The sequence below is a fragment of the Pelagerythrobacter aerophilus genome (assembly GCF_003581645.1).
Taxonomy (GTDB): Bacteria; Pseudomonadota; Alphaproteobacteria; order Sphingomonadales; family Sphingomonadaceae; genus Pelagerythrobacter; species Pelagerythrobacter aerophilus.
In genome coordinates this window covers 128,684-151,577 of the sequence record NZ_QXFK01000015.1, presented here as the reverse complement: position 1 = coordinate 151,577, position 22,894 = coordinate 128,684, and the positions used below count along the sequence as shown (strand labels likewise).

At 67.4% G+C, this 22,894-nt stretch carries 21 protein-coding genes; 13 read left to right on the top strand and 8 right to left on the bottom strand.

The features are described from left to right. Window positions 1-23 precede the first annotated feature (23 nt). The 6 genes from D2V04_RS07960 to D2V04_RS07935 all read left to right on the top strand — a co-directional run bounded on the left by D2V04_RS07960 (window position 24) and on the right by D2V04_RS07935 (window position 7,719). Window positions 24-881, top strand: a complete 858-nt coding sequence (locus D2V04_RS07960) for an XrtA system polysaccharide deacetylase (RefSeq protein ID WP_119512979.1) — start codon at window positions 24-26, stop codon at window positions 879-881. After that, window positions 878-1,936, top strand: a complete 1,059-nt coding sequence (locus tag D2V04_RS07955; protein ID WP_119512844.1) for a FemAB family XrtA/PEP-CTERM system-associated protein — start codon at window positions 878-880, stop codon at window positions 1,934-1,936. The genes D2V04_RS07960 and D2V04_RS07955 overlap by 4 nt, the downstream gene beginning before the upstream one ends. Then, entirely contained in the window at window positions 1,936-3,168 is a 1,233-nt protein-coding gene (locus D2V04_RS07950) for a TIGR03087 family PEP-CTERM/XrtA system glycosyltransferase (protein ID WP_119512842.1), read from the top strand. Before D2V04_RS07955 ends, D2V04_RS07950 begins: the two co-directional genes overlap by 1 nt. Beyond that, window positions 3,158-4,717, top strand: a complete 1,560-nt coding sequence (xrtA, locus tag D2V04_RS07945; RefSeq protein ID WP_119512977.1) for an exosortase A — start codon at window positions 3,158-3,160, stop codon at window positions 4,715-4,717. The genes D2V04_RS07950 and xrtA overlap by 11 nt, the downstream gene beginning before the upstream one ends. A 9-nt stretch (window positions 4,718-4,726) precedes the next feature. Continuing rightward, window positions 4,727-6,625, top strand: a complete 1,899-nt coding sequence (locus D2V04_RS07940; RefSeq protein WP_119512840.1) for an XrtA/PEP-CTERM system amidotransferase — start codon at window positions 4,727-4,729, stop codon at window positions 6,623-6,625. 146 nt (window positions 6,626-6,771) lie between these two features. Further along, window positions 6,772-7,719, top strand: coding sequence for a crotonase/enoyl-CoA hydratase family protein (locus tag D2V04_RS07935; RefSeq protein WP_228766321.1), 948 nt, complete (start codon window positions 6,772-6,774; stop codon window positions 7,717-7,719). A 4-nt stretch (window positions 7,720-7,723) separates the two neighbouring features. Here D2V04_RS07935 and D2V04_RS07930 read toward each other — a convergent pair whose 3' ends face one another. From D2V04_RS07930 to D2V04_RS07915, 4 genes are all read right to left on the bottom strand, one after another. After that, entirely contained in the window at window positions 7,724-8,422 is a 699-nt protein-coding gene (locus tag D2V04_RS07930; RefSeq protein WP_119512838.1) for a pirin family protein, read from the bottom strand. A gap of 67 nt (window positions 8,423-8,489) precedes the next feature. Further along, a complete protein-coding gene (gene zapE, locus D2V04_RS07925) occupies window positions 8,490-9,605 on the bottom strand; it encodes a cell division protein ZapE (protein WP_119512836.1) in 1,116 nt (371 codons plus the stop codon). Further along, window positions 9,602-10,057, bottom strand: a complete 456-nt coding sequence (locus D2V04_RS07920) for a PaaI family thioesterase (protein ID WP_228766320.1) — start codon at window positions 10,055-10,057, stop codon at window positions 9,602-9,604. Before D2V04_RS07920 ends, zapE begins: the two co-directional genes overlap by 4 nt. Before the next feature lie 2 nt (window positions 10,058-10,059). Then, window positions 10,060-10,842, bottom strand: a complete 783-nt coding sequence (locus tag D2V04_RS07915; RefSeq protein ID WP_119512834.1) for a succinate dehydrogenase iron-sulfur subunit — start codon at window positions 10,840-10,842, stop codon at window positions 10,060-10,062. Window positions 10,843-11,001: 159 nt separating this feature from the next. On the opposite strand from D2V04_RS07915, the gene D2V04_RS07910 reads away from it, so the two are divergent. Then, window positions 11,002-11,640 (top strand): HAD family hydrolase, encoded by a 639-nt coding sequence (locus D2V04_RS07910; protein ID WP_147391798.1) that lies wholly within the window; start codon window positions 11,002-11,004, stop codon window positions 11,638-11,640. Here the strand turns inward: D2V04_RS07910 and D2V04_RS07905 are convergent. Together D2V04_RS07905 and D2V04_RS07900 are read right to left on the bottom strand one after the other, a co-directional pair. Further along, the gene (locus D2V04_RS07905; RefSeq protein WP_119512830.1) at window positions 11,539-12,726 is read right to left on the bottom strand and encodes a glycosyltransferase family 4 protein; all 1,188 of its coding nucleotides are present in this window, start codon (window positions 12,724-12,726) and stop codon (window positions 11,539-11,541) included. The two genes, D2V04_RS07910 and D2V04_RS07905, sit on opposite strands and share 102 nt — an antisense overlap. A gap of 35 nt (window positions 12,727-12,761) precedes the next feature. Continuing rightward, the gene (locus tag D2V04_RS07900; RefSeq protein WP_119512828.1) at window positions 12,762-13,943 is read right to left on the bottom strand and encodes a hypothetical protein; all 1,182 of its coding nucleotides are present in this window, start codon (window positions 13,941-13,943) and stop codon (window positions 12,762-12,764) included. Between the two features lie 97 nt (window positions 13,944-14,040). Between D2V04_RS07900 and D2V04_RS07895 the strand changes: the two genes are divergently transcribed. The 3 genes from D2V04_RS07895 to D2V04_RS07885 all read left to right on the top strand — a co-directional run bounded on the left by D2V04_RS07895 (window position 14,041) and on the right by D2V04_RS07885 (window position 16,843). Then, window positions 14,041-15,354, top strand: coding sequence for a lipopolysaccharide biosynthesis protein (locus tag D2V04_RS07895; RefSeq protein WP_119512826.1), 1,314 nt, complete (start codon window positions 14,041-14,043; stop codon window positions 15,352-15,354). Between the two features lie 8 nt (window positions 15,355-15,362). Beyond that, the gene (locus tag D2V04_RS07890) at window positions 15,363-16,121 is read left to right on the top strand and encodes a nucleotidyltransferase family protein (protein ID WP_119512972.1); all 759 of its coding nucleotides are present in this window, start codon (window positions 15,363-15,365) and stop codon (window positions 16,119-16,121) included. Between the two features lie 86 nt (window positions 16,122-16,207). Then, on the top strand, window positions 16,208-16,843 hold the full coding sequence (locus D2V04_RS07885; RefSeq protein WP_119512824.1) for a class I SAM-dependent methyltransferase: 636 nt from the start codon (window positions 16,208-16,210) through the stop codon (window positions 16,841-16,843). Between the two features lie 66 nt (window positions 16,844-16,909). Here D2V04_RS07885 and D2V04_RS07880 read toward each other — a convergent pair whose 3' ends face one another. Further along, entirely contained in the window at window positions 16,910-19,639 is a 2,730-nt protein-coding gene (locus D2V04_RS07880; RefSeq protein ID WP_119512822.1) for an Rne/Rng family ribonuclease, read from the bottom strand. A 439-nt stretch (window positions 19,640-20,078) separates the two neighbouring features. On the opposite strand from D2V04_RS07880, the gene D2V04_RS07875 reads away from it, so the two are divergent. Both D2V04_RS07875 and ubiA read left to right on the top strand, forming a co-directional pair. Then, a complete protein-coding gene (locus D2V04_RS07875; protein ID WP_119512820.1) occupies window positions 20,079-20,948 on the top strand; it encodes an N-acetylmuramoyl-L-alanine amidase family protein in 870 nt (289 codons plus the stop codon). Between the two features lie 58 nt (window positions 20,949-21,006). Then, window positions 21,007-21,909 carry a 4-hydroxybenzoate octaprenyltransferase gene (gene ubiA / locus D2V04_RS07870; protein ID WP_119512818.1) on the top strand — a complete coding sequence of 301 codons (903 nt, stop codon included), beginning with the start codon at window positions 21,007-21,009 and terminating at the stop codon, window positions 21,907-21,909. A 49-nt stretch (window positions 21,910-21,958) separates the two neighbouring features. Here the strand turns inward: ubiA and D2V04_RS07865 are convergent, their stop codons facing one another. Then, a complete protein-coding gene (locus D2V04_RS07865) occupies window positions 21,959-22,330 on the bottom strand; it encodes a VOC family protein (protein ID WP_119512816.1) in 372 nt (123 codons plus the stop codon). 116 nt (window positions 22,331-22,446) lie between these two features. Here D2V04_RS07865 and soxR point away from each other — a divergent pair, with 116 nt between their 5' ends. Continuing rightward, window positions 22,447-22,893, top strand: a complete 447-nt coding sequence (gene soxR / locus D2V04_RS07860; protein ID WP_119512814.1) for a redox-sensitive transcriptional activator SoxR — start codon at window positions 22,447-22,449, stop codon at window positions 22,891-22,893. The last annotated feature ends 1 nt before the right edge of the window (window position 22,894 follow it).

The window sequence follows — 22,894 nt, the reverse complement described above, 5'->3', positions numbered from 1 at the left end:
AGGCGCGTGTGGAGGGGCATCGCATCGTCAACGGCCTGTCCGTCGACGTCGAGGACTGGTTCCAGGTCGGCGCGTTCGAGAAAGTGATCGCACGCGGCGACTGGGACGATCTCGCGCTGCGCGTCGAGGACAACGTGCTGCGCATCCTCGATCTCTTTGCCGAGGCGGAGGTCAAGGCGACCTTCTTCACCCTGGGCTGGGTGGCCGAGCGCAACGGCGCCTTGATGCGGCGGATCGTCGACGCGGGGCACGAGCTTGCGAGCCACGGCTACGACCATGCGCGGGTGTTCACTTTCGACCGCAAGCAGTTCGCCGACGATATCCGGTGCGCCCGCGAGACGCTCGAGGACGCGGGCGGCGTGGCGGTGACCGGCTACCGCGCGCCGAGCTTCTCGATCGACCAGCGCACCCCCTGGGCCTACCTGGAACTTGCCGAGCAAGGCTACGCCTACTCTTCCAGCGTCGCACCGATCGTGCACGATCACTATGGCTGGCGTGAGGCGCCGCGCTTCGCGTTCCATCCGCTCGCAGGGGCCGATCTCGTCGAGATCCCGGTGACCACCGCGACATTCGCCGGCAAGCGTTTGGCTGCAGGGGGCGGCGGGTTCTTCCGCGTGCTGCCGTACGCCTTCTCGCGCTGGGCGATCCGGCAGGTGAACCGCCGCGACGGTCGCCCGGCCGTATTCTACTTCCACCCGTGGGAGATCGATCCCGATCAGCCGCGGGTGCCCGGCGCACCGCTCAAGTCGCGCCTGCGGCACTACACCAATCTCGAGCGCATGGCGCCCAAGCTGCGGGACCTAGTGCGTGAGTTCGCCTGGGGGCGCATGGACGAGATCGCGCAGCGCGAAGCCGCGCGCGTGGTGCCGCTGGCGGCATGAACGCGCCGTTCGCTCCGGCTGCCACCACTGTCTCGCTCGCGGACTTGCGCGATGCGGGCGAGGTCGCGCGGATCGAGCGCTTCGTCGCGGAGTGGGGCGAGGCACTGTTCCATCGCCCCGCGTGGCTTCGCGTGGTGGAGCGCGGCACGGGCCAGCATGCGCTGGGCCTCGTGGGGGAGCGGCACGGCACTCTCGTCGGCTGGCTGCCGCTGAGCGAGATCCATTCCCCGATCTTCGGCCGTGCGCTGGTGTCGAGCGGCTTCGCGGTCGGCGGCGGCATTCTGGCCGAGGACGAGCGCGCCGCGACCATGCTCGTCCGCGCGGCCGAGGAACTGGCGCAGCGGCGCAGTTGCGCGACGGTGGAACTCCGGGGCGGGGCACTCCCGCCGGACTGGGACCTGCGCGACGACGCGCACCTCGGGTTCGTCGCCGATCTCGCGGCGGACGACGAGGCGCAGCTCCTTGCCGTTCCGCGCAAGCAGCGCGCGGAAGTGCGCAAGAGCCTGCAAGGCGATCTCGAGGTCCGTATCGGACGCGGCGAGGCGGACCGGGCGGCCCACTACGCGGTCTATGCCGAAAGCGTCCGCAACCTCGGCACGCCGGTGTTCCCGCGGGCGCTGTTCGACGCGGCGCTGGACGAGCTCGACGGTGACGTCCTCACCGTCCTCCATGAAGGGCAGGCGGTTGCGAGCGTGTTGTCGTTCTATCATTCCGGCACCGTGCTCCCATACTGGGGCGGCGGCACGTTCGCGGCGCGTGCGCTGCGGGCGAACGAGCGGATGTACTTCGAGCTCATGCTGCATGCCCGCCGGCGCGGATGCCTGCGGTTCGACTTCGGCCGTTCGAAGACGGGCAGCGGCCCGGCGGCCTACAAGAAGAACTGGGGCTTCGAGCCGCAGCCGCTCGCCTATGCGAGCTGGACCGCGCCGGGCACCGCCAGGCGCAACATCGATCCCAACAGTGACGCCTACTCGGCCAAGATCGCACTGTGGAAGCGCCTGCCGCTCGGCATCGCCAACCGTATCGGTCCGTCGATCGCGCGGGGGCTGGGCTAATGCCGGGCGAAATCCTCTTCCTCGCGCACCGCGTGCCGTTTCCGCCCGACCGCGGCGACAAGATCCGCTCGCATCATCTGCTGAAGCGGTTGGCCGAGATTGCGCCGGTCCACGTCGGCTGTCTTGCCGAGACCGACGGCGACATGGCGCAAGAGAGCGAACTGGCCGGGATCGCCGCGAGCCATTTCCTCGCGCGCCGGGCGAAGCCGCTGCCGCTCGCTGGCTTCGAGGCGCTGGCGAAAGGCCTGCCGGTCAGCCTCTCGGCCTTCGACCACGCCGGCCTCCGCCGCTGGATTGCGGGCACGCTCGCCGAGCGGCCTATCGGCACCGTCTTCGTGTTCTCCGGACAGATGGGGCAGTACGTTCCGGCTGACTTCGGCGGCGGCGTGATGATCGACCTGTGCGACGTCGATTCCGCCAAGTTCGAGGCCTACGGCAAGCAGGGCGGCCTGCGCGCCTGGATCGACCGGCGCGAGGCGCGCCTGCTTGCGCGCGAGGAAGAGGGGCTGGCGCACCGCGCCCATTGCACACTGTTCGTCAGCGAAGCCGAGGCGGCGCTGTTCCGCTCGCGGCTGCGCGATCCGGCGGGCGTGCGTATCGAAGCGCTGCGCAACGGGATCGATACCGCGGCCTTCGATCCGCTGGCGGTCGCCCCGCATCCGGAGCTTGCCGCGCAGGCTGGGCCGCACCTCGTGTTCACCGGGCAGATGGACTATGCGCCCAACGTCGCCGCGGCGCTGCGGACGGCGGAGCGGCTGCTCCCGGCGGTCCGAAAGGTGCATCCCGACGCGACGTTTCATGTCGTCGGCCGCGCGCCTGTGCCGCAACTGCGGCGGCTCGATGGGCAGGGTGGGTTACGCGTCTGGGGCGAAGTACCCGACGTGCGGCCTTTCCTCGCCGCCGCCGATGCCGTGCTCGCCCCGCTGGAGATCGCGCGCGGCATTCAGAACAAGGTGCTGGAGGCCATGGCCATGGCGCGGCCCGTCGTACTTTCGCCCGAGGCCGCGACCGGAATCGACGCGCGTGACGGGGAGCACTTCGCCGTCGGGCCCGACGACGGGGCGTTGATCGACCGCACGCTCGCGCTGCTCGATAACCGAACCGCCGCCGAGGCAATGGGCGCCGCCGCGCGCCGCTACGTTGTCGATCATCAGGGCTGGGCCGCCATGCTCGCCCCGCTGGACGGGATTGTCGGTGCGCGCCGCGCGGAGGCGCACCGCGATGCCGCCTGAGGTCAGCCTCCCGTCTGGGGGGGAGGGGCTACTCGCTCGCGTTCCCGCCGTATGGCGCGGTCCGCTGGTCCGTCTTGCCGCCGCCTGGCTCGCGCTCGGGCTCCTCACGAGCCGCGACTGGCTGGCGATGGTCGACAAGTGGTGGAACGTCTCGACTTACAACCACGTGCTGTTCGTGCCCCCGATCGTCGGATGGCTGGTGTGGAACCGCCGCCGCGAACTGGCGGAGCTGACGCCCCGTGCCTGGTGGCCCGGGCTTGTGCTGGTCGCGGGATCACTGTTCCTCTGGCTGCTCGGCACGCTTGCCGGGCTCAACAGCGCGAGCCAGCTCGGCGCGGTCCTTGCGCTTCCTTCGGCGGTGATCGCGCTGCTCGGCCCGCGGGTCGCGGCGGGGCTGGTGTTCCCGCTCGTCTACATGCTGTTCCTCGTGCCGTTCGGCGACGAGCTCGTGCCGACCCTGCAGATGGTGACCGCTGACATCGTCATCTGGCTCACCCATGCCAGCGGCATTCCCGCGGTCATCGAGGGCGTCTTCATCGACACCCCCGTCGGCCTGTTCGAAGTGGCCGAGGCCTGCTCGGGGGTGCAGTTCCTCGTCGCCATGCTCGCGCTCGGTGTGCTGATCGCGCAGACCTGCTTCCGAAGCTGGACCCGCCGCGCGGCGTTCCTCGCCTTCGCGCTGGCGCTACCGATCCTCGCCAACGGCGTGCGCGCCTGGGGGACGATCTATATCGCACAGTCGCGGGGAATCGCCTTCGCCGAGGGGTTCGACCACATCGTCTACGGGTGGGTATTCTTTGCTTTCGTCGTCGCAGTGCTGCTTGCCGTTTCCTGGCGATGGTTCGACTGGGAACCGGATGAGCCCGCGATCGATCCCGAGGCGCTCCGCCGCTCGCCGTTCCTCGGCGGGCTTGAACGTGCCTCGTTCGGCGCCAGCACGGCGCTTGGCGCGATCGTCGCGATGGCGCTCGGCTTTGCCCTCTGGGCCACCCTGGCCTCGCGAGTGGAGGCGCAAGTGCCGCCGATGATCGCCTTGCCCGACGTCGCGGGTTGGCAGCAGGTCGCTTATGCCCCCGAAGTCGCGTGGCAACCCCGTGCAAGCGGCGCGGCGCATCGACTGATCGGCCGCTACCGCGACGCCGCCGGGGAAGAGATCGACGTGTTCTACGCGCTCTACCCGGCGCAGGACGACCGGCGCGACGCTTCGGCCTATGGGGAAGGCGCGCTCGTGCCCGACACGCCGTGGCGCTGGCTGGAACCGGGGCGGGCGTCGCCGGAGGCGGCAGGTGAGGTCCTTCTCGCCCACGGACGGCTCGTCCGGGTTGCCGAGACGAGTTACCGCAAGGGAGATCTTACAACCGGTAGCGCGGCGCGACTCAAGCTCGCCACCATGCGCGACCGGCTGCTGCTGCGCCGGCACCCGACCGCGACGCTGATCCTCTCGGTCGAGGGCCGCCCGGCAGCCGAGGGCGCGCAGGTCATCGACCGGTTCACCGCCGCCATCGGCGAGCGCGGCGCGTGGATGGACCGCGTCGCCGGCCTGCGATAGAGGCCGCGCATGTGCGGCATCGCCGGGATCTTTCATTGCGGCATTCCCAAGCCGGTCGATCCCGAGCGGGTCGGCCGCATGTCCGACGCGCTCGCGCATCGCGGCCCTGACGGTTCGGGAGTCTGGACCGGACCGGGCGTCGGCCTCGGCCATCGCCGCCTCTCGATCATCGACGTCGCGGGATCGCCACAGCCGATGCATTCGGCGGACGGGCGCGCGATGATCGTCTTCAACGGCGAGATCTACAACTACCGCGAGCTGCGGCGTGAGCTTGCGAGCGAAGGCGCGCAGTTCCGCACCGACGGCGACACCGAGGTGATCCTCGCCGCCTGGGCCCGCTGGGGCGTCGAGTGCCTGCCGCGCCTCCACGGCATGTTCGCCTTCGCGCTCTACGACGCGCACCGCCGCGAACTGCTCCTCGCGCGCGACCGGCTGGGGGTGAAGCCGCTGTTCATGGCGCACCTGAGCGACGGAAGCCTCGCCTTCGCCTCGGAACTCAAGGGCCTCCTCGCGCACCCCCTGCTGCGGCGGGAGGCCGATCCTCTGGCGATTGAGGACTATCTCGCCTGGGGCTACGTACCCGACCACCGCTCGATCCTGAGAGGCGTCGAGAAATTGCCCGCCGGCCACTATCGTGTGCTCCGGCACGAGGCCGCGCCGCCGCCGCCGGTGCAGTGGTGGGACGTCGATTTCACTCGCCGCCGCTCGGGCGCGACAGCGGATCTTTCCGCCGAACTCCTGCACCACATGCGCGGGGCGGTGACCTCGCGCATGGTCGCCGATGTGCCGCTCGGCGCCTTTCTGTCGGGCGGTGTCGATTCCTCCTCGGTCGTTGCCCTGATGGCGGAATCGAGCCGCGATCCGGTGAAGACCTGCTCGATCGGCTTCGACGTCGCGGCGCTCGACGAGACGGCCTACGCCGAACAAGTCGCGCTGCGTTTCGGCACCGATCACAGCAGCCGCACGGTCGATCCCGACGACTTCTCCGCCGTGGACCGGCTCGCGACCATGTTCGACGAGCCCTTCGCCGACGCCTCCGCGCTGCCCACCTGGCGGGTGTGCCAACTTGCACGCGAGAAGGTGACAGTGGCGCTTTCGGGTGACGGGGCGGACGAAGCCTTCGCCGGTTATCGCCGCCAGATTTTCCATGCCCGCGAAGAGCAGGCGCGCGCTGTGTTACCCGCCGCACTGCGGCGGCCGGTGTTTGGCGGCCTCGGCGCGATCTGGCCCAAGGCCGACTGGGCGCCGCGCCCCCTGCGCGCCAAGACCACCTTCCAGTCGCTCGCCGATGACGGCGCGGCGGGATACGCGCGCGCGCTCGGCGTTGTCCCACCGGAGCTCCGCGGGGCGCTCTACACGGACCGCTTCGCGCGCGAGATCGGCGGCTACCGCGCCGAAGATCCGCTGATGGAGATGATGCGCGCTGCGCCCGCCCGGAGCGGGCTCGACCGCGCGCAATATGCCGATCTCAAGTTCTGGCTGCCCGGTGACATCCTGACCAAGGTCGACCGCACGAGCATGGACGTGAGTCTCGAGGCGCGCGAGCCGCTGCTCGACCACCGGCTGATCGAGTTCGCGGCGCAGTTGCCGCAGCGCGAGCGGATCAGGGGGGGACAGGGCAAGTGGCTGCTCAAGCACACGATGCGCCGCTACCTGCCCGACGACGTGCTATTCCGTCCGAAACAGGGCTTCGTCACACCCATCGCGCAGTGGCTGCGCGGGCCGCTGGCCGGTGAGGCGCGGGCGATCGCGACCGGCGCGCGATTGGCCCGCACCGGCTGGTTCGACGAGATCCGGCTCGGCACGATCGCCGAGGCGCATATCGCCGGACGGTCGGACCATTCGCGGCTACTGTGGCAGCTCCTGATGCTCGACCGCTCGCTCGATCGCCTGGGCATATCGGGCTAGCGGACACGCGATTTTGGGGTATGCCCCGGATCGGGACCGGCCGTCAGCAAAGTTAATTAATCGTTTGCCAATTGACTCGCGTGTCGATTACGCTTCCCGAAAATCGGGGGGTGCCGCAGAAAAGCGGGGGGATCCTTATGGATCATGTGAGTTCCGGAATCGAGAATGTCGAACCTGAAACGGGTTCGGACCAGCCAGCTATTCCGCTTGGTGCAGGCGACGAGATGCTGGTCGCGGAAAGCGCGCGACACGCGGCAATTCCCGAAGGTCTGTTCCAGCTTCACGAGCTCGACGTCTTCTACGAGGACGCGACGCAGACGCTCTGGACCTACATGAACCCGGAGGGACGGCCGAGCTTCACGCCCACGATGCTCGGCGATTTTGAGAATTGGCAGGTCTATATCGAGCAGGGGTTCGGGCCGGAGAAAGTGCCGCTGCGCTTCCTCGTGCTTGGCAGCCGGGCGCCGGGCGTGTTCTGCTTCGGCGGCGATCTCGACCTCTTCCAGCGCCTGATCCGCGAGCACAATCGCGACGGATTGGTGCGCTACGGCCATCGCTGCTGCAAGATCCTCCACCGCAACATCGCCTCGCTCGACCTGCCGATGCTGACCGTCGGGCTGGTCGAGGGCGCGGCGCTGGGCGGCGGGTTCGAGGCGCTGCTGTCGTTCGACTACATCGTGGCCGAACGGGGTGCGACGTTCGGTTTGCCGGAGATCATGTTCGGCCTGTTCCCCGGGATGGGGGCGCACGCCCTGCTGAGCCGCAAGGTCGGCAGCGCTATGGCCGACCGACTGATCGTGTCGAACGAGACCTATAGTGCGGAGCAGATGTACGAGATCGGCCTCGTGCATCACCTCGCCGAGAATGGACAGGGCCTCGCCGCCTGCCGCGAATTCATCAAGAAGTCCGACCGCCGCCACGCCGGGCTGGTCAATTCGCGGCGCGCGATGAAGGTTTCCTGGAACCTCGAACTGGCGGAACTGAACCGTATCACCGAGCTATGGGCCGATTCCGCGCTCCAGTTGCGCGAGCAGGACCTGAAAGTCATGGGCCGCCTCGTGGCCGCGCAAGCACGGCTCGCCAAGGCGGCCTGAGCTTCTAGCGGGCGTCGACCAGCACGACCTGCGCGTCGTCGATCGCTTCGACGACGATCTCCCGTTCGCCTGTGACGGCCACACCGTCGCGTGGATCTGCCTCGAGGCCGTTCACGCGAATGCGGCCGTTCGGGGCGACGAGGTACTGGTGTCGCTCTCCGGAGGTGCGCCATGTCGCCGACTGGCCTGCCGCGAGGGTTGCTGCGGCAACTTTGGCGTCGGTGCGGATTGATAGGGCGTCGTCCGCATCGGGCGTACCGCTGGCGACGATCTCGAACCCGCCCTCGCGCGCGGCCTTGGGGAACTCGCGCTGATCCCACGATGGCTGCTCACCGCGCCGGTCCGGGATGATCCAAATCTGGAACAGCGTTGTGGCCTCATCCTCGAGGTTGTACTCGGCATGGGTGATGCCGGTCCCGGCGCTCATCACCTGAACGTCGCCCGCTGCGGTGCGGCCTTCGTTACCGAGGCTGTCCTTGTGGGTGATCGCACCGGTGCGCACGAACGTCACGATCTCCATGTCGTTGTGCGGGTGCGGCGGAAAGCCGCTCTTCGCCGCAATGGTGTCGTCGTTCCACACCCGGATCGCGCCCCAGCCCATGCGATCGGGATCGTGGTAGCTGGCGAAACTGAAATGATGGCGCGCGTCGAGCCAGCCGTGATCGGCTGCGCCCAGCGTGGCGAACGGTCTCACGTCGATCATCGATTTTCTCACCTCGGCGGGATGTTATCGCCGGAATAGTCGATAAGTGGGGCTCCGCGGCCCCCTTTCAACCCTCGCTGCCGTGGCCCCGTGCCATGTAGTCGGCGCTCTGCATTTCCTCGAGCCGGCTGACCGTGCGGGCGAACTCGAAACTGCCGTCCCCTGCGGGATAGAGCCCCTCCGGCTCCGCGTCGGCGGTGGCGAAGAGCTTGACCCTGAATTCGTAGAGCGCGTCGACGAGCTTGGTGAAGCGGATCGCCTCGTTGCGGCGGTCCGGGCCCATGACCGGGATGCCGACCACGATCACTGTGTGATAGGCGCGCGCGATCGCGAGATAGTCGGCCGCACCCCGGTTTTCGCCGCACAGTCGCTTGAAGCTGAATACGGCGACGCCCTTGAGGCTCTTGGGCACATGCAGCGTGCGCCCGCCGCCTAGTTCGAGCTCGGCGCTTGGCACATGCGCCGCATCTTCGGGCTTGTAGTCGGTCAGGCGGAAGAAGGCCTCGCGCACTTGCGCGGTCGCCTCGGCCCCGAGAGGTGTGTGCCAGTTGTCGATCCCGCCGAGCCGGTCGAGCCGGTAGTCGACCGGGCCGTTGAGCGGGATCACATCCAGCTCGGCCTCGACCAGATCGATGAACGGCAGGAACAGCGAGCGGTTGAGCCCATCCTTGTAGAGATCGCGCGGGGGGCGGTTGCTGGTGGTGACGACGGTGACGCCCTCGTCGCGGATCAGCGCGGTGAACAGGCGGCTCATGATCGCGGCGTCGGCAGTGTTGTTGACCACCATCTCGTCGAACGCGAGGCAGCGCACCTCGCGCGCGATGCGGACGGCCGCAGGGCCTACCGGGTCGCCGCTTTCCTTCGCCCGTTCCTCGCGGATCAGCTTGTCGACTTCGAGCATGAAGGCGTGGAAGTGGACCCGGCGCTTTTCCGCGATTCCCAGCGTCTCGACGAACAGGTCCATCAGCATCGACTTGCCGCGCCCGACGCCGCCCCACATGTAAATGCCGCGCGGAGGCGAGGGCTTGCGACCGAGGAGACGACCGACGAAGCCGACGTTCTGTTCGGTTTCGAGGGCGCCCTGCAGCCTGTCCAGCGCCTCTGCGGCAGCGCGCTGCTCGGCATCGGGGCGCAGTTCTCCCGCGGCGACCAGCGCTTCGTAGCGCGCGAGCATGCCACTCACTTGCGGCTGGCCTTGCGCACCAGCGCGGTGAAGCCCGCCACCAAATGGTCGTCCTGAACGACCTCGCCGCGCAGGAACAGCAGCCGTCCCGTCTCACGCAGAACATCGACCACCGCGTCGAGCGGCTGGTCGGGCTTGCCGGCGCCGATGAACTGGGTCGAAAGTTCGAGCGTCACCGCCGGGCCGGCATCGCCGCCGGTCAGCGTCCGCATCGCGGCGAAAAGCGAGATGTCGATCAGCGACAGCGTGACCGCGCCGTGGATCATCTCCTGCAAGTTGGTGTGCTTGCGCTCGGGAAACATGCGCAGGCGGCACTTCTCGCCCTCGGTGCGCACGAGCATGTCGCCCATGACCACCGGGTTGAAGCGTGTCGGGTCCCGCAGATTCCAGGTGTGCCAGCCGGGATGGTCGGGATGCTCCCGGTAGTCGAAGACCGGCTCTTGCGTGTCCACGCTCAGATCTGGCGCTCGGCCAGCATCTTCTTGGTCTCGGCGATCGCCTTGGCCGGGTTGAGGCCCTTGGGGCACACGTTCGCGCAGTTCATGATCGTGTGACAGCGATAGAGCCGGAACGGATCCTCAAGCTGGTCGAGCCGCTCGCCGGTCATCTCGTCGCGGCTGTCGGCCAGCCAGCGATAGGCCTGGAGCAGGATCGCGGGGCCGAGGAACTTGTCCGAATTCCACCAGTAGCTCGGACACGCGGTCGAGCAGCAGGCGCACAGGATGCACTCGTAGAGGCCGTCGAGCTTCTCGCGTTGCTCGGGGCTCTGCAGGCGTTCCTTGCCGCTGGGCGTGGTCGAGACGGTCTGCAGCCAGGGGCGGATCGAGGCGTACTGCGCGTAGAAGTGGGTGAAGTCGGGGACGAGATCCTTGACCACGTCCATGTGCGGCAGCGGCGTGATGCGGATCTCGCCCTTCAGATCCTCGATCGCGGTGGTGCAGGCGAGGCCGTTCTTGCCGTTGAGGTTCATCGAGCAGGAGCCGCAGATCCCCTCGCGGCACGAGCGGCGGAAGGTCAGCGTCGGATCGATCTCGTTCTTGATCTTGATCAGCGCGTCGAGGACCATCGGGCCGCAATCGTCGAGGTCGATCTCGAACGTGTCGTAGCGCGGGTTCTCGCCGCTGTCGGGATCGTAGCGGTAGATCTTGAACTTCTGGACCCGGCCAGCGCCTTCGGCGCGGTGGGCGCGGCCCTTGCCGCTGATCTTCGAGTTCTTCGGAAGGGTGAAGGTCGCCATTGCGTCCGTTGTCCTGCTGCGTTTCGCGGCCTATCTAACCGGTTCGGCGACAAGAGCAAGGTGAAGCGGAGCGCAGGGCAAAGTTGAAAGGGCGCGATCTTCGGTGAAGATTGCGCTAGTGGGCCCGCGAACGTGGCAAAGCGGGAGCGCAAGTTGCGCATGACGATCTACGACCTGGACGGCACGCTGCTGTCCGGTTCGACTTTCACGCCTTTCCTGATCTTCGGTGCACGGCGGCTCGCTCCGTGGCGGCTCCTGCTGCTGCCGGTCTGGGTGGCACTGATGATTGGGCACAAGCTCGGGCTGATCGGCCGCACGGCGCTCAAGCACCGCGGAATGCGGCTGATGCTGGGGCGTCCGCAACCCGAACGGCTCGCCGAAGTAGCGCGGGCCTTTGCCGAAGCGCGCGTCGCGCGGCTGCATCCGGGTGCCCGACGGGCGATGGAGGAGGACGTGCGCGAAGGGCGCCGCGTCCTGATCGCGACCGCCGCCTATCTGCTCTATGCCGAACACATCGCCCGGCTGCTCGACGTGGAAGAGATCATCGCCAGTCACTGGGCGCTTGAAGGCGAGCTGCAGCCCAACTGCTACGGGCCGGAGAAGCTGGCGCGCGTGCGGGCGTGGCTGGCGGAACGCGGCATAGCGCGCGAGGATTTGCACCTGCGGTTCGTCAGCGACAGCTTCGCCGACGCGCCGCTACTCGACTGGGCGGACGAGGGCTGGTTCGTGACCGCGCGCGCCGGGACCGCCAGGCGTGCCGGACAGAGGGGCTGGCGCCCGGTCGACTTCACTCGCTGAGCTTTCCGCTGCCACATCGCGCAAGACCAGCGCGATATGGCGGTCCCAGCGAAACGTGCATTCGGCGTGGAGGCGCGCGGCGCTGGCCATAGTGCGGCGTTCCTCCGGGTTCGAGAGCAGACGGTGAAGGGCGCCGCGCAACTCGCCGTGATCGGTGCCGTCCACCGCGATTCCGTTGACATCGTTTTCGATCAGCTCGATCGCGCCGCCGGCCTTGCCAAGGACCACGGCGGTTTCCGCAACCATGGCATCGGCGATGGCGATGCCGAATCCCTCGAAATCGCGTCCATCGTCGATCTCGATCTGCGGATGGAGGAAGATGTCGGCCTGGCCGTAGAGCGCGGCGACTCGCTCGGCCGGCATGAAGCCCGCCACCTCCACCATGTCTCCGAGAGCAAAGTCCTCGACGAGCTGCTGCACTTCGGCCAGGGCCGGGCCGCGTCCGCCGATGATGTAGCGGAACGGCAGCCCTTGATCGCGGATCTCAGCCAGGGCCCGAACGCATGCGGAGATGTTCTTGCGCGGCTCCAGGCGGCACAGCGAGAAGATGAGCGGCGGATCGTTCTTGGCAGACGATCCCTGCGCGGCACAATCGACCGGGCTGTCGCCGAGCCCGTTCCAGGCGACGATCGGCTCCGGCAGGTCCTCGCCCAGTCGTGCGCGGAGCTTGGCCGCGCTGTAGCCGCTGACGGTCACGATCGCGCGGGCGCGGCGCGCGACCATCCGCATGAGCTGCTTGGTGCGCGTACCGCCGTACATGAACTCGCGGCCGTGAAAGGTCGTGACGTAGGGCAGGCCGGCCAGCATCGGCAGGATCGACGTCCGCCAGGTGGTGCCGTGGACCAGGAAGGGCGCGCCGTTCCGGGCCTTCTCGCGCCGCATGGCCGTGCGCAGGCGCAGCGGCATCAGCGGCGATTTGGGCCGGCCCACGTCGACCAGCACGACCGGCCCGACGCGCATACGCCGCGGACCGAGCGCCGTCTGCGTGAACACGGTCACCTCGGCGCCGGCTTCGGCATAGGCTTCGGCCACGCCTTCGGCGTAAGTCTGCATGCCGCCTTCTTCGGCAGCATAGCCCTTCGCCATGACCCAGATGCGGCGGCCGTCGAGCCGAGCCGGTTTCAGGCTGGTTTCGTGCGGGATGACGGCTTCTCTTCCATGAACGAGGTGACGGCGGCGGCCGCCCTTATCGCGGCCGACTGCGCGCCTGTCGAGAAGGTATCGGCGAAAAGCTCCTGCTGCCGCGCCGCGTATTGCGGGTGCGTGGCGACGGCCCGGTCGAGCGCCTCGACGATATTCGCCTCCGGTCCGACCACCGGCCCCGTCTGCCAGTGTGCGTAGTCGGGGTTGCCCTGCCATTCTACGCCGTGGGCGTTCAAATGCAGGCAAGGGCGGGGGCGCAGCAGGAACTCGTAGATCTGGCTGCTCACATCGCCGCAGTAGATGTCAGCGAGGTTGGTGTAGCTCATGTCGGTCGCGGCCGGGCTGCCGCGGTCGACCACGATATGCGGACACGCCTCAACCGCCGGATCGATCGGCGGCACCCGTTCGATCGCGGGCGGGGCGATGGTGACCGTGTACCGCCGCTGGAACAGCATGACGTGCGGCGCAAAGATCACGTTGTAACGCTCGCTCGCTGCCAGCTCCGCCAGCACTCGCGGCCCCATGCGGTAATAGCTGGACAGGCGGGGCGAGGGATGCGGCGTATAGAGGACGATCGGCCGCGAGGGATCGGGAAACGGATTCGGGATGCGGTGCTCTGCGAAGAGGTCGAACTTCGGATAGCCGACGATACGGATGCGCGCCGGGTCCACGCCTGCCTCCGCCTCCAGCCGCCGCGCGATCTTGGGGCCGGATACCAGCACCAGGTCGAAGCGGGCGCTTTCCTTGCCGAAGCCGATCGCGCGGTCTCCGGCGCCGTGCCGGGTATGGATGATCTTCAGCCCATCGAGGCCGTAGCGCGTCTTGAGCAGGAGCGAAGTCTTCTCCGACACCACCAGCGCGTCGAACCCGCGGAAAAAATCGAGATTGTCGCGGTAGAGCAGGATCTTGCGTGCAGGCACAATCCGTTCGAGCGCGCCAGCCGCCAACCGCGACAGCCCGCTACGCAAGTCGAGCCGCACCAGACCCATCCGTTCGAGCGCCGGACCGGCAAGTTCGCGCAGCCGCTGCTCAAGCCCCTCGCTGCCGGTCGCCAGCACGACCTCGTGCTGCCCGCTCGCCGCCAGCTCCAGCGCAATCGGCAGGCTGTGTGCGAGCTGGTGGAGCTGATCGTGATTGAAGAGGAAGCAGATGCGCGCCATCCGGCGTGCCGCTAGCGTAAAGTCCGCCGTGGCGCCATGCCGATGTCACCCCGCCTGGGGCATTGACCCTCCCAGCAAGCTCGTCCAGAGCGCGGCCATGCCGTCGCGCGCTCCCACTTCACGCACGGGCCTGTCGACCATCCTGGGCAACCTGGCGTGGCTCTTGGGGGGTAAGGGCTTCGGTGCCGTGTGCAGCATCATCTATCTTGCCGTGCTATCGCGCTCGCTCGGGATCAAGGATTTCGGCCACTTTTCGCTGATTTTCGGCACCGGCCAGGCGCTCGTCGCAGTTGCCGGATTCCAGACATGGCAGACCATGGTGCGCTTCGGCGCACAGGCGGTGCACGAGCAGAACTGGCAGCGCTTCGGACGCCTCGCGTGGTTCTGCGGCGCGATCGACGCGGGCGGGGCGCTGCTGGGCAGCCTCGTCGCCTATGTCATCTACTTCGGTTTCGCGCAGTTGCTCGAACTGAACGAGCGCTACGTGACAATGGCATTCGCTTTCAACTGCGCGCTCCTGTGGGCGCGGGTCACGACGCCGATCGGCATCGTTCGCGTGCTCGGCCGATTCGACATCGCCACCTATGTCGAAGCGATCGTCCCGACCGGACGCCTGCTGGCGGCTTTCGCAATCATGTTCGTCGGGGCGAACGTGGGCCGCTTTCTGGCCGCCTGGGCGGCGATAGAACTGATCTCTGCTGCCGCCTACTGGATTGCCGCCTGGCGGCTCGCGCCCCAAGCGATGCGCAAGGAGCATTTTGGTACGTTCGGACAGACCCTGCGCGAGAATCCGGGGGTGGGCCGCTTCTTCGGCATCACTTACGTCAGCTCGACGCTCGATGCGCTCTACAAGCAAGGGCCGCTGCTGGCGGTCGGCTATTTCCTCGGCACAAGCGCGGCGGGCGTCTATCGCCTCGCAGACCAGCTCGCGCAGGGCTTCGGCAAGCTGTCGCAGCTCCTGAGCCGCGCGATCTATCCGGAATTCGCCCACGCCCGCGTGGCGACCGACATCGGCGGGTTCAGCCGCCTGGTCAGGCAAGTGACGGTGATCGCCGGCATTGGCGGCGTGATCGTGACGCTGGCCGCACTCGCGTTCGGCGAGGACTTGTTGGCGTTGATAGGCGGCGAAGGCTTCGCGCGTGGCGGCGTGGTGCTGATACCGCTGGCGATCGGTGCGGCGTTCGACCTCGCCAGCGCATCGTATGAGCCCGTTCTCCATTCCACCGGCCACCCGTCGTATCCGCTGATCGCGCGGAGTCTTGCGGCGGTGGTGCTGATCGCCAGCATCGTCGCATTTGCCGGGTTCGGCCCGGTGGGTATCGGCTGGGCAGTCGCACTCGGCATGGCGTGCAGCTATCTCGCGATGAGCGTCGCGGTGTTTGTTGTGCTCAGGCGGGACCGGGCTGCGTGACGGCGGCGGTGAACGCGCTGGTTTTGGCCGGCTCCCGGCCGGGTGGCGACCCGCTCGCTCTCGAAGCCGGCGTGACGCACAAGGCTCTGATCGAGATAGGAGGCCGACCGCTCCTCACCCGCGTCGTCGGAGCGCTGCGTGACGCCGGATGCACGCGGGTCTTCGTCTGCTGCGAAGCGGGTCCGGTGGAGGATCTTGCGCGGGACCTGGGTGCGGACATCGTTCCGCCGGCTGCGGGGCCGAGCGGAAGCGTGCTGCGTGCGCTCGAGACTTGCGGCACACCGCTCCTCGTCACCACCGCCGATCATGCCTTGCTGCGCCCCGAATGGGTCTCCGGGCTGGTTGAGGGGGCGCCGGCTGACTGCGACCTCGCGGTGATGATGGCGGAACGCGCCCGGATCGAGGCGGCGATGCCAGGCAGTCGGCGGACTTATCTGCGCTTCGCGGACGGGCACTGGTCCGGCTGCAACCTGTTCCTCCTGCGGACTTCAGCGGCGCGGGCCGCCGTGGAGGAATGGACGCGGGTCGAGGCCGATCGCAAACGGCCATGGAAGATCGTCGCGCGGCTCGGGCTCGGATTACTAGTGTCCTATGGGCTGGGTCGGCTGACGCTCGCCAGAGGGTTGGCGCGGCTGGGCGAGGGCATCGGTGTGCGCGCCGCTCTCGTCCCTGCGAGCGACGGGCTTGCCGCAGTGGATGTCGATACGGCGCAGGATCTGGAAGATGTACGCCTGCTGGTCGGGGATGGCGCACGGCAGGTTCGCTAGCGCCCGTCGTATGCGGCCCGGAAGGGCCCTTCCATGGCAATTCGGTCCGGAACTCGTATGCTGCGACGCGTCGGGAGGGGAATTCCATGGGCGTCCGCGATTTCTGGGAGAGACACGGCGCTCCGCGACTGATCAAGTTCGCGTGCGGAGCGAAGCCGGTCAGAGAGTTGCGCGAGAAGGTCGTCCCGCTGGCACGCGGCGAAGTGTTCGAACTCGGCTGTGGGGGCGGGATCAACCAGCAACTCTACGATCGAGCTGCGATCACGCGCTACGCGGGGATCGATCCGGGCGACAAGCTGCTCGACTATGCACGCGCGGAAGCCGCGCGGAAGGGCTGGCTAGCCGACATTCGCCGGGGCGTGGGAGAAGCGATCCCCTTTCCGGACGACAGCTTCGATACGGCGGTGTGCACCTTCACGATGTGCTCGGTAGTCGACCAAACGCAAGTTCTGCGGGAGATGCGCCGTATCCTGAGGCCGGGCGGGCGGCTGCTGTTCCTCGAGCACGGTCGCGCGCCAGAGCCCAAGGTCGCGCGGTGGCAGGACCGGATCGAGCCCTGGTGGAAGCCGGTTATGGGCGGCTGTCATCTGACTCGCCCGATCACATCGGCGGTCGCTGCGGGCGGCTTCGCCGTCGAGCCGCTGGGCGAGCGCTATCTGCCGGGAATGCCGCGCCCCCTCGCATGGATGGAATGGGGCGTGGGCAGGAAGGCTGGATTGTAGAAATCGGTAGCAAGCAGCATGTCATGGCGAGGGGCCCAAGAGCCGCCTCGCCATGACTTGCGGGTGTTACTCGCCGAAAGTGCGCTGCCACCAACCGCGCCGCTGAGGCGCTCCGGTTGCCGCGTCGCCGGCGTCGTTCGCGGGCGCCGGTTCGGCGGCTTCTGCCGGAGCAGACTCCTCGGCGGGAACGGTATCCTCGGCCGGTGCGGCATCCTGGACCGCCGGCTCTTCCTTCTTCTTGCGCCGCGTACGCTTGGGCTTCTCGACCGGAGGCTCCGCTTCCACTGCCGGTTCGGGCGTGGTGGCCGCGGCCTCTTCGACCGGAGCTTCCTCTGCCTTCTTGCGGCGGGTGCGCCTCTTCGGCTTCGGTGCTTCCTCTGCCTCCGCTGCAGGCTCGGCCGCAGGGACTGCCTCAGCCGCCGGGGTCTCGGCGACTTCGGCGGCAGGTTCTTCGACCTTCTTGCGGCGGGTGCGCCTCTTGGGCTTGGGTGCTTCTTCGGCAACCGCTTCGGCCGTCTCCGGTGAATCTTCGGGGCCGGCGACTACAGCCATGTCGTCGACGACCTGCTCCGACAGATCCTCCAGCGGCTTCGCCTCGCCGACGGTATCGTCACCGGCTTCGCTATCCTTGCCGCGCCGACGACGACCGCCGCGGCGACGGCGCTTCTTGGGTTTTCCGTCCTCGTCGTCGCCATCGCGATCGTCGCGGGCAGAGATTTCCTCACGACGCTCGCCGTCCTCCGACGCTTCGTCGCTACCGTCGCCATTGCCGTGGTCGTCGCCCCGGTTCTTGTTGCGGCCGCGGCCGCCCCGGCGGCGGCGCTTGCGCTTCCGGGACGCGTCGCCGTCGTCCTCGTCGCGGGCGTCGTATCCTTCTTCGTCACCCTCGGTGTCGGCTTCGACGTCATCCTCGTCGTCGTCCACGATCGGCTCGAACTTCGGCGCCTGCGTGGGGCGGGGACCGGAGCTGGAGACGCTCATCTTCGCGCCTTCTTCCTCGCCTTCCGGAACGACCTCGACGTTGACGCTGTAGCGCTGCTCGATCTCGACGAGATCGTCGCGCTTGGCGTTGAGCAGGTAGATCGCCGCTTCGGTGCTCGCAGCGAGCCGGATCACCGTGCCCTTGCCCTTGGCCGCTTCGTCCTCGATCAGGCGCAGCGCCGAGAGGCCTGCGCTCGATGCGGTGCGGACGAGACCGGTGCCGTCGCAGTGCGGGCATTCGCGGGTCGTGGCTTCGAGCACGCCGGTGCGCAGCCGCTGGCGGCTCATCTCCATCAGGCCGAAGCCCGAGATGCGGCCGACCTGGATGCGGGCGCGGTCGTTCTTCAGCGCGTCCTTCATCGCGCGCTCGACCTTACGGATGTTGGAGCTGTACTCCATGTCGATGAAGTCGATCACGACCAGCCCGGCCATGTCGCGCAGGCGGAGCTGGCGGGCGATTTCCTTCGCCGCCTCGAGGTTGGTCGCAAGTGCGGTCTGCTCGATCCCGTGTTCCTTGGTCGAACGCCCGGAGTTGATGTCGATCGAAACCAGGGCCTCGGTCGGGTTGATGACCAGATAGCCGCCCGATTTGAGCTGCACCACCGGGTCGTACATCGCGCGAAGCTGGTCTTCCGCACCGTAGCGCTGGAACAACGGCACCGGATCGGAATAGGCCTTCACCCGCCGGGCGTGGCTGGGCATCAGCAGCTTCATGAACTCCTTGGCCGAGCGGTAACCCGCTTCGCCCTCGACCACGACTTCCTCGATCTCGCGGTTGTAGATGTCGCGGATCGCACGCTTGATCAGGTCGCTGTCGGAGTGGATCAGGGTGGGCGCGCTGGAGGAAAGCGTCTTCTCGCGGATCTCGTCCCACAGACGGGCGAGATAGTCGAAGTCGCGCTTGATCTCGGTCTTGGTGCGCTGGAGGCCCGCGGTGCGGACGATCAGGCCCATCGACTTCGGCAGGCTCAGATCGCCGACGATCTGCTTCAGCCGCTTGCGGTCGCTGGCGCTCGAGATCTTGCGCGAGATGCCGCCACCGTGGCTGCTGTTCGGCATCAGCACGGTGTAGCGCCCGGCGAGGCTGAGATACGTCGTCAGCGCCGCGCCTTTGTTGCCGCGCTCTTCCTTGACGACCTGGACCAGCAGCACCTGGCGGCGCTGGATGACGTCCTGGATCTTGTAGCGGCGGCGCAGTGCCTGCCGCCGGGCGCGAACCTCGTCGACTTCCTTCGTGCGGGCGCGGCCCTTGCCCTGACGGCGTGCGCGACCGCGGCGGCCGCGGCGGGAATCACCGGCCTCGTCGCCGTTCTCGTCGTCGCCGTCATCGTCATTGTCGTCGTTCTCGACCCGGCCTTCCTCGATCGTGGAGACCTTGGCCTTTTCGGACGTGTCGATTTCCTCGACACCGTCCTCGGCGAATTCCTCGACCAGCGATTCGCCGGTCTCGTCGTCGGCGTCGTACTCGTCGCCGGGTATCTCGCCGCGATCTTCCTCTTCGGAGCGCAGGCGTGCCTCTTCTTCGGCCGCTTCTGCCTCTTCGGCGAGGAGTTGCTCGCGATCCTCCTTGGGGATCTGGTAGTAGTCCGGATGGATTTCGCCGAAAGCGAGGAACCCGTGGCGGTTGCCGCCGAAATCGACGAAAGCCGCTTGAAGGCTCGGTTCTACCCTGGTGACTTTGGCGAGGTAGATATTGCCCTTGATCTGTTTGTGTTCGGCAGATTCGAAATCAAATTCTTCGATCCGGTTGCCCTTGAGCACCGCCACCCGCGTTTCTTCCGGGTGGCGCGCATCGATAAGCATGCGCGTTGCCATTCAGTATTCTCCGTGCGCGTGCCCTTAGGCCTAAGCCTGTCGGGAGAACGCGCGCATATGTGTGGAAACCGCCGATCGAATTGCGATGGGCGGCATTGTCGGACCGGTCGCTCTGGATCGTCCAGAGGCGCCGGAATGATGTGTCTGCGGACATGCGAATGCGCTTGTTCTGCGCCGCCTGGTCCGCCCATGCCGCGACGCATGCCGGCGGCAGCGTCGTCAGGGGCGGGGTGGGGCTTCTCATGTCTTGCATCAACCTGTTGCGTAAAGCTCGGGAAGGGACTTCCGAGCTTGCCGATCGTTCCCCGGCCGGCCCGCACGAAAGTGTGAAAGGCGGGCTTAGATGGACCGGATATCGGCCTGCCAGCGCTAGCACTGCCGGTCTGGTTCGGCAACCATGTTGCGCTCTGTGCCCGCAACACCGTAACAACGCTGCGCAATGTCCATGCGGCTTCAGATCTGGCTGATTTTCCTCGCGCCGCTGGCATTGCTGGCCGCGCTCTATGCGCTCGGTCTCACGATTCCCGTGCCCCATCTTGGACGAGACTACGTTGTCCGTCTGCTCCTTCCCGAGGCTGGCGCGCCCCTCGACCTGCCGACAATTCACGGCCCGCCCGACCGGTCGCGGCCGCTGGTCGTGATCGATCCCGGCCACGGCGGAAAGGATCCGGGGGCGAGCGTCGAAGGATACCGCGAGAAGGATATCGCGCTCGGCCTCGCACTGGCACTGCGCGACCGGCTCGTGCGGGATGGCGGCATCCGCGTGGCGCTGACGCGCGAGGACGACAGTTTTCTCGTGCTCGGCGAACGGCCGGAAATCGCGCGCCGGATGAATGCCGATCTGTTTCTCTCGATTCACGCCGATTCCGCTGCGAAGGCCAGCGAGGCGAGCGGTGCGAGCATCTACACGCTCTCCGCGCAGGCATCGAGCGAAGCGGCCGCGCGGTTCGCGGAGCGCGAGAACAATGCCGACCGTCTCAACGGCGTGCGCATCGAAGGGCAGAGCGAACAGGTGAGCGAAATCCTGATCGAGCTGTCGCAACGCCGCGTGCAGGAGGAGTCGGCCGAGTTCACGAGCTTGATCCTGCGCGAAGGAGAGGGGACGCTGGTATTTCATCCCCGGCCCCGCCGCTCCGCCGCGCTCGCCGTGCTGCGCGCACCGGATGTGCCTGCGGTGCTTTACGAATCCGGCTTCATCACCAATCCCGCAGATGCCGAGCGTCTCGCTACGCTCGAAGGGCAGGAGAACTTCGCCGAAGTGATGGCGCGCGCGATCCGCATCTACTTTGCACGGCAAACCGGGCCGTAGCTGTGCGGCTGCGCATCGATGGATGACGCGCGCCCTCGGCGGCGGTAGGGCGAATGCGATGACCGAGCAGATCGTACCCGACAGCGAACATCGCGGGATCGTCGCGCGCCTGCCGCAGGTGCCGCGCGATCTTGCGCAGCTCGCCCGCTTCGACCGGCCGATCGGCTGGTGGCTGCTGCTCTGGCCTTGCGTTTACGGCCTCTGGCTTGCTGGCGCGGGCTGGCAGTGGGAACTGCTTTTGTGGTTTTTCATCGGCAGCGTGGCGATGCGAGGGGCGGGGTGCGTCTACAACGACATCGTCGATGCCGAGCTCGATCGGCAGGTGGCGCGAACGGCAGTGCGACCGGTGGCGAGCGGACGCGTTTCGAAGAAGCTCGCCTGGGCCTGGCTCCTCGCGCTGTGCCTCGTCGGGCTCGTCGTGCTGCTGCAACTGCGGTGGCAAGCGCAGCTCGTCGCGCTGGCGAGCCTCGCGCTGGTGGCCGCCTATCCCTTTATGAAGCGGATCACCTGGTGGCCGCAGGCGTGGCTCGGGCTGGTATTCAGTTGGGGGGCGCCCGTCGCATGGATCGCGCTGCGTTCCGATAACTGGGAGGTGCTTGCGACGCTCTACGCAGGGTGCGTGCTGTGGGTAATCGGCTACGACACGGTCTATGCCTTGCAGGACCGGGAGGACGACGCACTCGTCGGCATTCGTTCCTCTGCGCTGCGGTTGGGGCGGCGCGTGAAGCCGGGGGTGGCGCTGTTCTACGGCGGCGCGGTGGCGCTCTGGGCGCTCGCGTTCTGGTTTCTGCGCGAGGACTGGCTGGCGCTGCTGGCATTGGCCCCGGCGGCGATTCATCTGGGGTGGCAGGTCATGACGCTCGATCCGGCCGATCCGGCAAATCCGCTCGAGCGGTTCCGTGCCAATCGGTGGACGGGGGCGCTGGTGGCGGCGGCCTGCCTCGTCGTCGGCAACGCCTGATCGCCCCTCCCGTTCTGCGCTCCGCAAAAAACGAGAGGGGCGGGACGGTTTAGAGGTAGCTGACCACTTCGAACTCGATTCGGTCCCAGTCGAAGAAGTAGAACCGGCGGCCGGGGGCGTAATCTGCATGGGCGAAAGGTTCCAGGCCCGCTTCGATGACGATCTTCTCCGCGGCATCCAGATCGTCGACTAGCAGGCCGACATGGTTGAGCGGCACGCCCTTGTCATAGCCGCCGGTGGCGTCCGGATTGGTGTAGAGCGCGAGGTAAGTCATCTCGTTGCCGACATGGATCGTCTCGCCGCCATTCATGGCCGGGCCGTGCCAGCGCTCGTGCCAGCCGCACAACTTTTCGAACAGTTCGGCGCTGCGCTGCGGGTCGGTGACGGTAAGATTGGCGTGTTCGAGTTGGCCCTTGGGCATATTGGCACTCCTTGTTGCTACGCCGACGCATCGTGCGTCGGCGAATCGGGTGCCCGCATTCATGCAACTTCAACCTGACTTGAGGTCAAGTATCTTTGTCGGTTAAAGGAGCGCATATGAAAGCAAGCGACCTTCTGCCGATCGGCATGCTCGCCCGCCGCACGGGTCTCTCGACCTCGGCGATCCGTTTTTACGAGGACAAGGGCCTGCTGAGAGCCCACCGCACCGGCGGCAACCAGCGGCGATTCCTCCGCTCGGATATCCGCCGCCTCAGTTTCATCCTGATCGCGCAGAAGCTCGGGCTGACGCTGGAGGAGATCGCGGAACATCTCGAGCGCTTGCCGGAAGGGCGCACGCCAACGAGTTTCGACTGGTGGAAGATCAGCGAGGCGATCCGCGACCGCCTGGATCGCCGCATTGCGCAGCTCGAGGCGATGCGCGACAACCTTGACGGCTGCATCGGCTGCGGATGCCTCAGCCTCAAGCATTGCAAGCTCTACAATCCGGACGACAAGGCAGGTGAGCAAGGGCCAGGGCCGCGCGTCCTGCGCGAGATGGCTTAGC

Coding starts and splice junctions, on each gene's coding strand:
- soxR (WP_119512814.1), top strand. CDS start 22,447: ATGAAAGCAAGCGACCTTCTGCCGATCGGCATGCTCGCCCGCCGCACG.
- D2V04_RS07900 (WP_119512828.1), bottom strand. CDS start 13,943: ATGGCGCGCATCTGCTTCCTCTTCAATCACGATCAGCTCCACCAGCTC.
- D2V04_RS07930 (WP_119512838.1), bottom strand. CDS start 8,422: ATGATCGACGTGAGACCGTTCGCCACGCTGGGCGCAGCCGATCACGGC.
- D2V04_RS07905 (WP_119512830.1), bottom strand. CDS start 12,726: ATGGCGAAGGGCTATGCTGCCGAAGAAGGCGGCATGCAGACTTACGCC.
- D2V04_RS07895 (WP_119512826.1), top strand. CDS start 14,041: ATGCCGTCGCGCGCTCCCACTTCACGCACGGGCCTGTCGACCATCCTG.
- D2V04_RS07915 (WP_119512834.1), bottom strand. CDS start 10,842: ATGGCGACCTTCACCCTTCCGAAGAACTCGAAGATCAGCGGCAAGGGC.
- D2V04_RS07940 (WP_119512840.1), top strand. CDS start 4,727: ATGTGCGGCATCGCCGGGATCTTTCATTGCGGCATTCCCAAGCCGGTC.
- D2V04_RS07955 (WP_119512844.1), top strand. CDS start 878: ATGAACGCGCCGTTCGCTCCGGCTGCCACCACTGTCTCGCTCGCGGAC.
- D2V04_RS07910 (WP_147391798.1), top strand. CDS start 11,002: ATGACGATCTACGACCTGGACGGCACGCTGCTGTCCGGTTCGACTTTC.
- ubiA (WP_119512818.1), top strand. CDS start 21,007: ATGACCGAGCAGATCGTACCCGACAGCGAACATCGCGGGATCGTCGCG.
- D2V04_RS07885 (WP_119512824.1), top strand. CDS start 16,208: ATGGGCGTCCGCGATTTCTGGGAGAGACACGGCGCTCCGCGACTGATC.
- D2V04_RS07950 (WP_119512842.1), top strand. CDS start 1,936: ATGCCGGGCGAAATCCTCTTCCTCGCGCACCGCGTGCCGTTTCCGCCC.
- xrtA (WP_119512977.1), top strand. CDS start 3,158: ATGCCGCCTGAGGTCAGCCTCCCGTCTGGGGGGGAGGGGCTACTCGCT.
- D2V04_RS07880 (WP_119512822.1), bottom strand. CDS start 19,639: ATGGCAACGCGCATGCTTATCGATGCGCGCCACCCGGAAGAAACGCGG.
- D2V04_RS07865 (WP_119512816.1), bottom strand. CDS start 22,330: ATGCCCAAGGGCCAACTCGAACACGCCAATCTTACCGTCACCGACCCG.
- D2V04_RS07875 (WP_119512820.1), top strand. CDS start 20,079: ATGTCCATGCGGCTTCAGATCTGGCTGATTTTCCTCGCGCCGCTGGCA.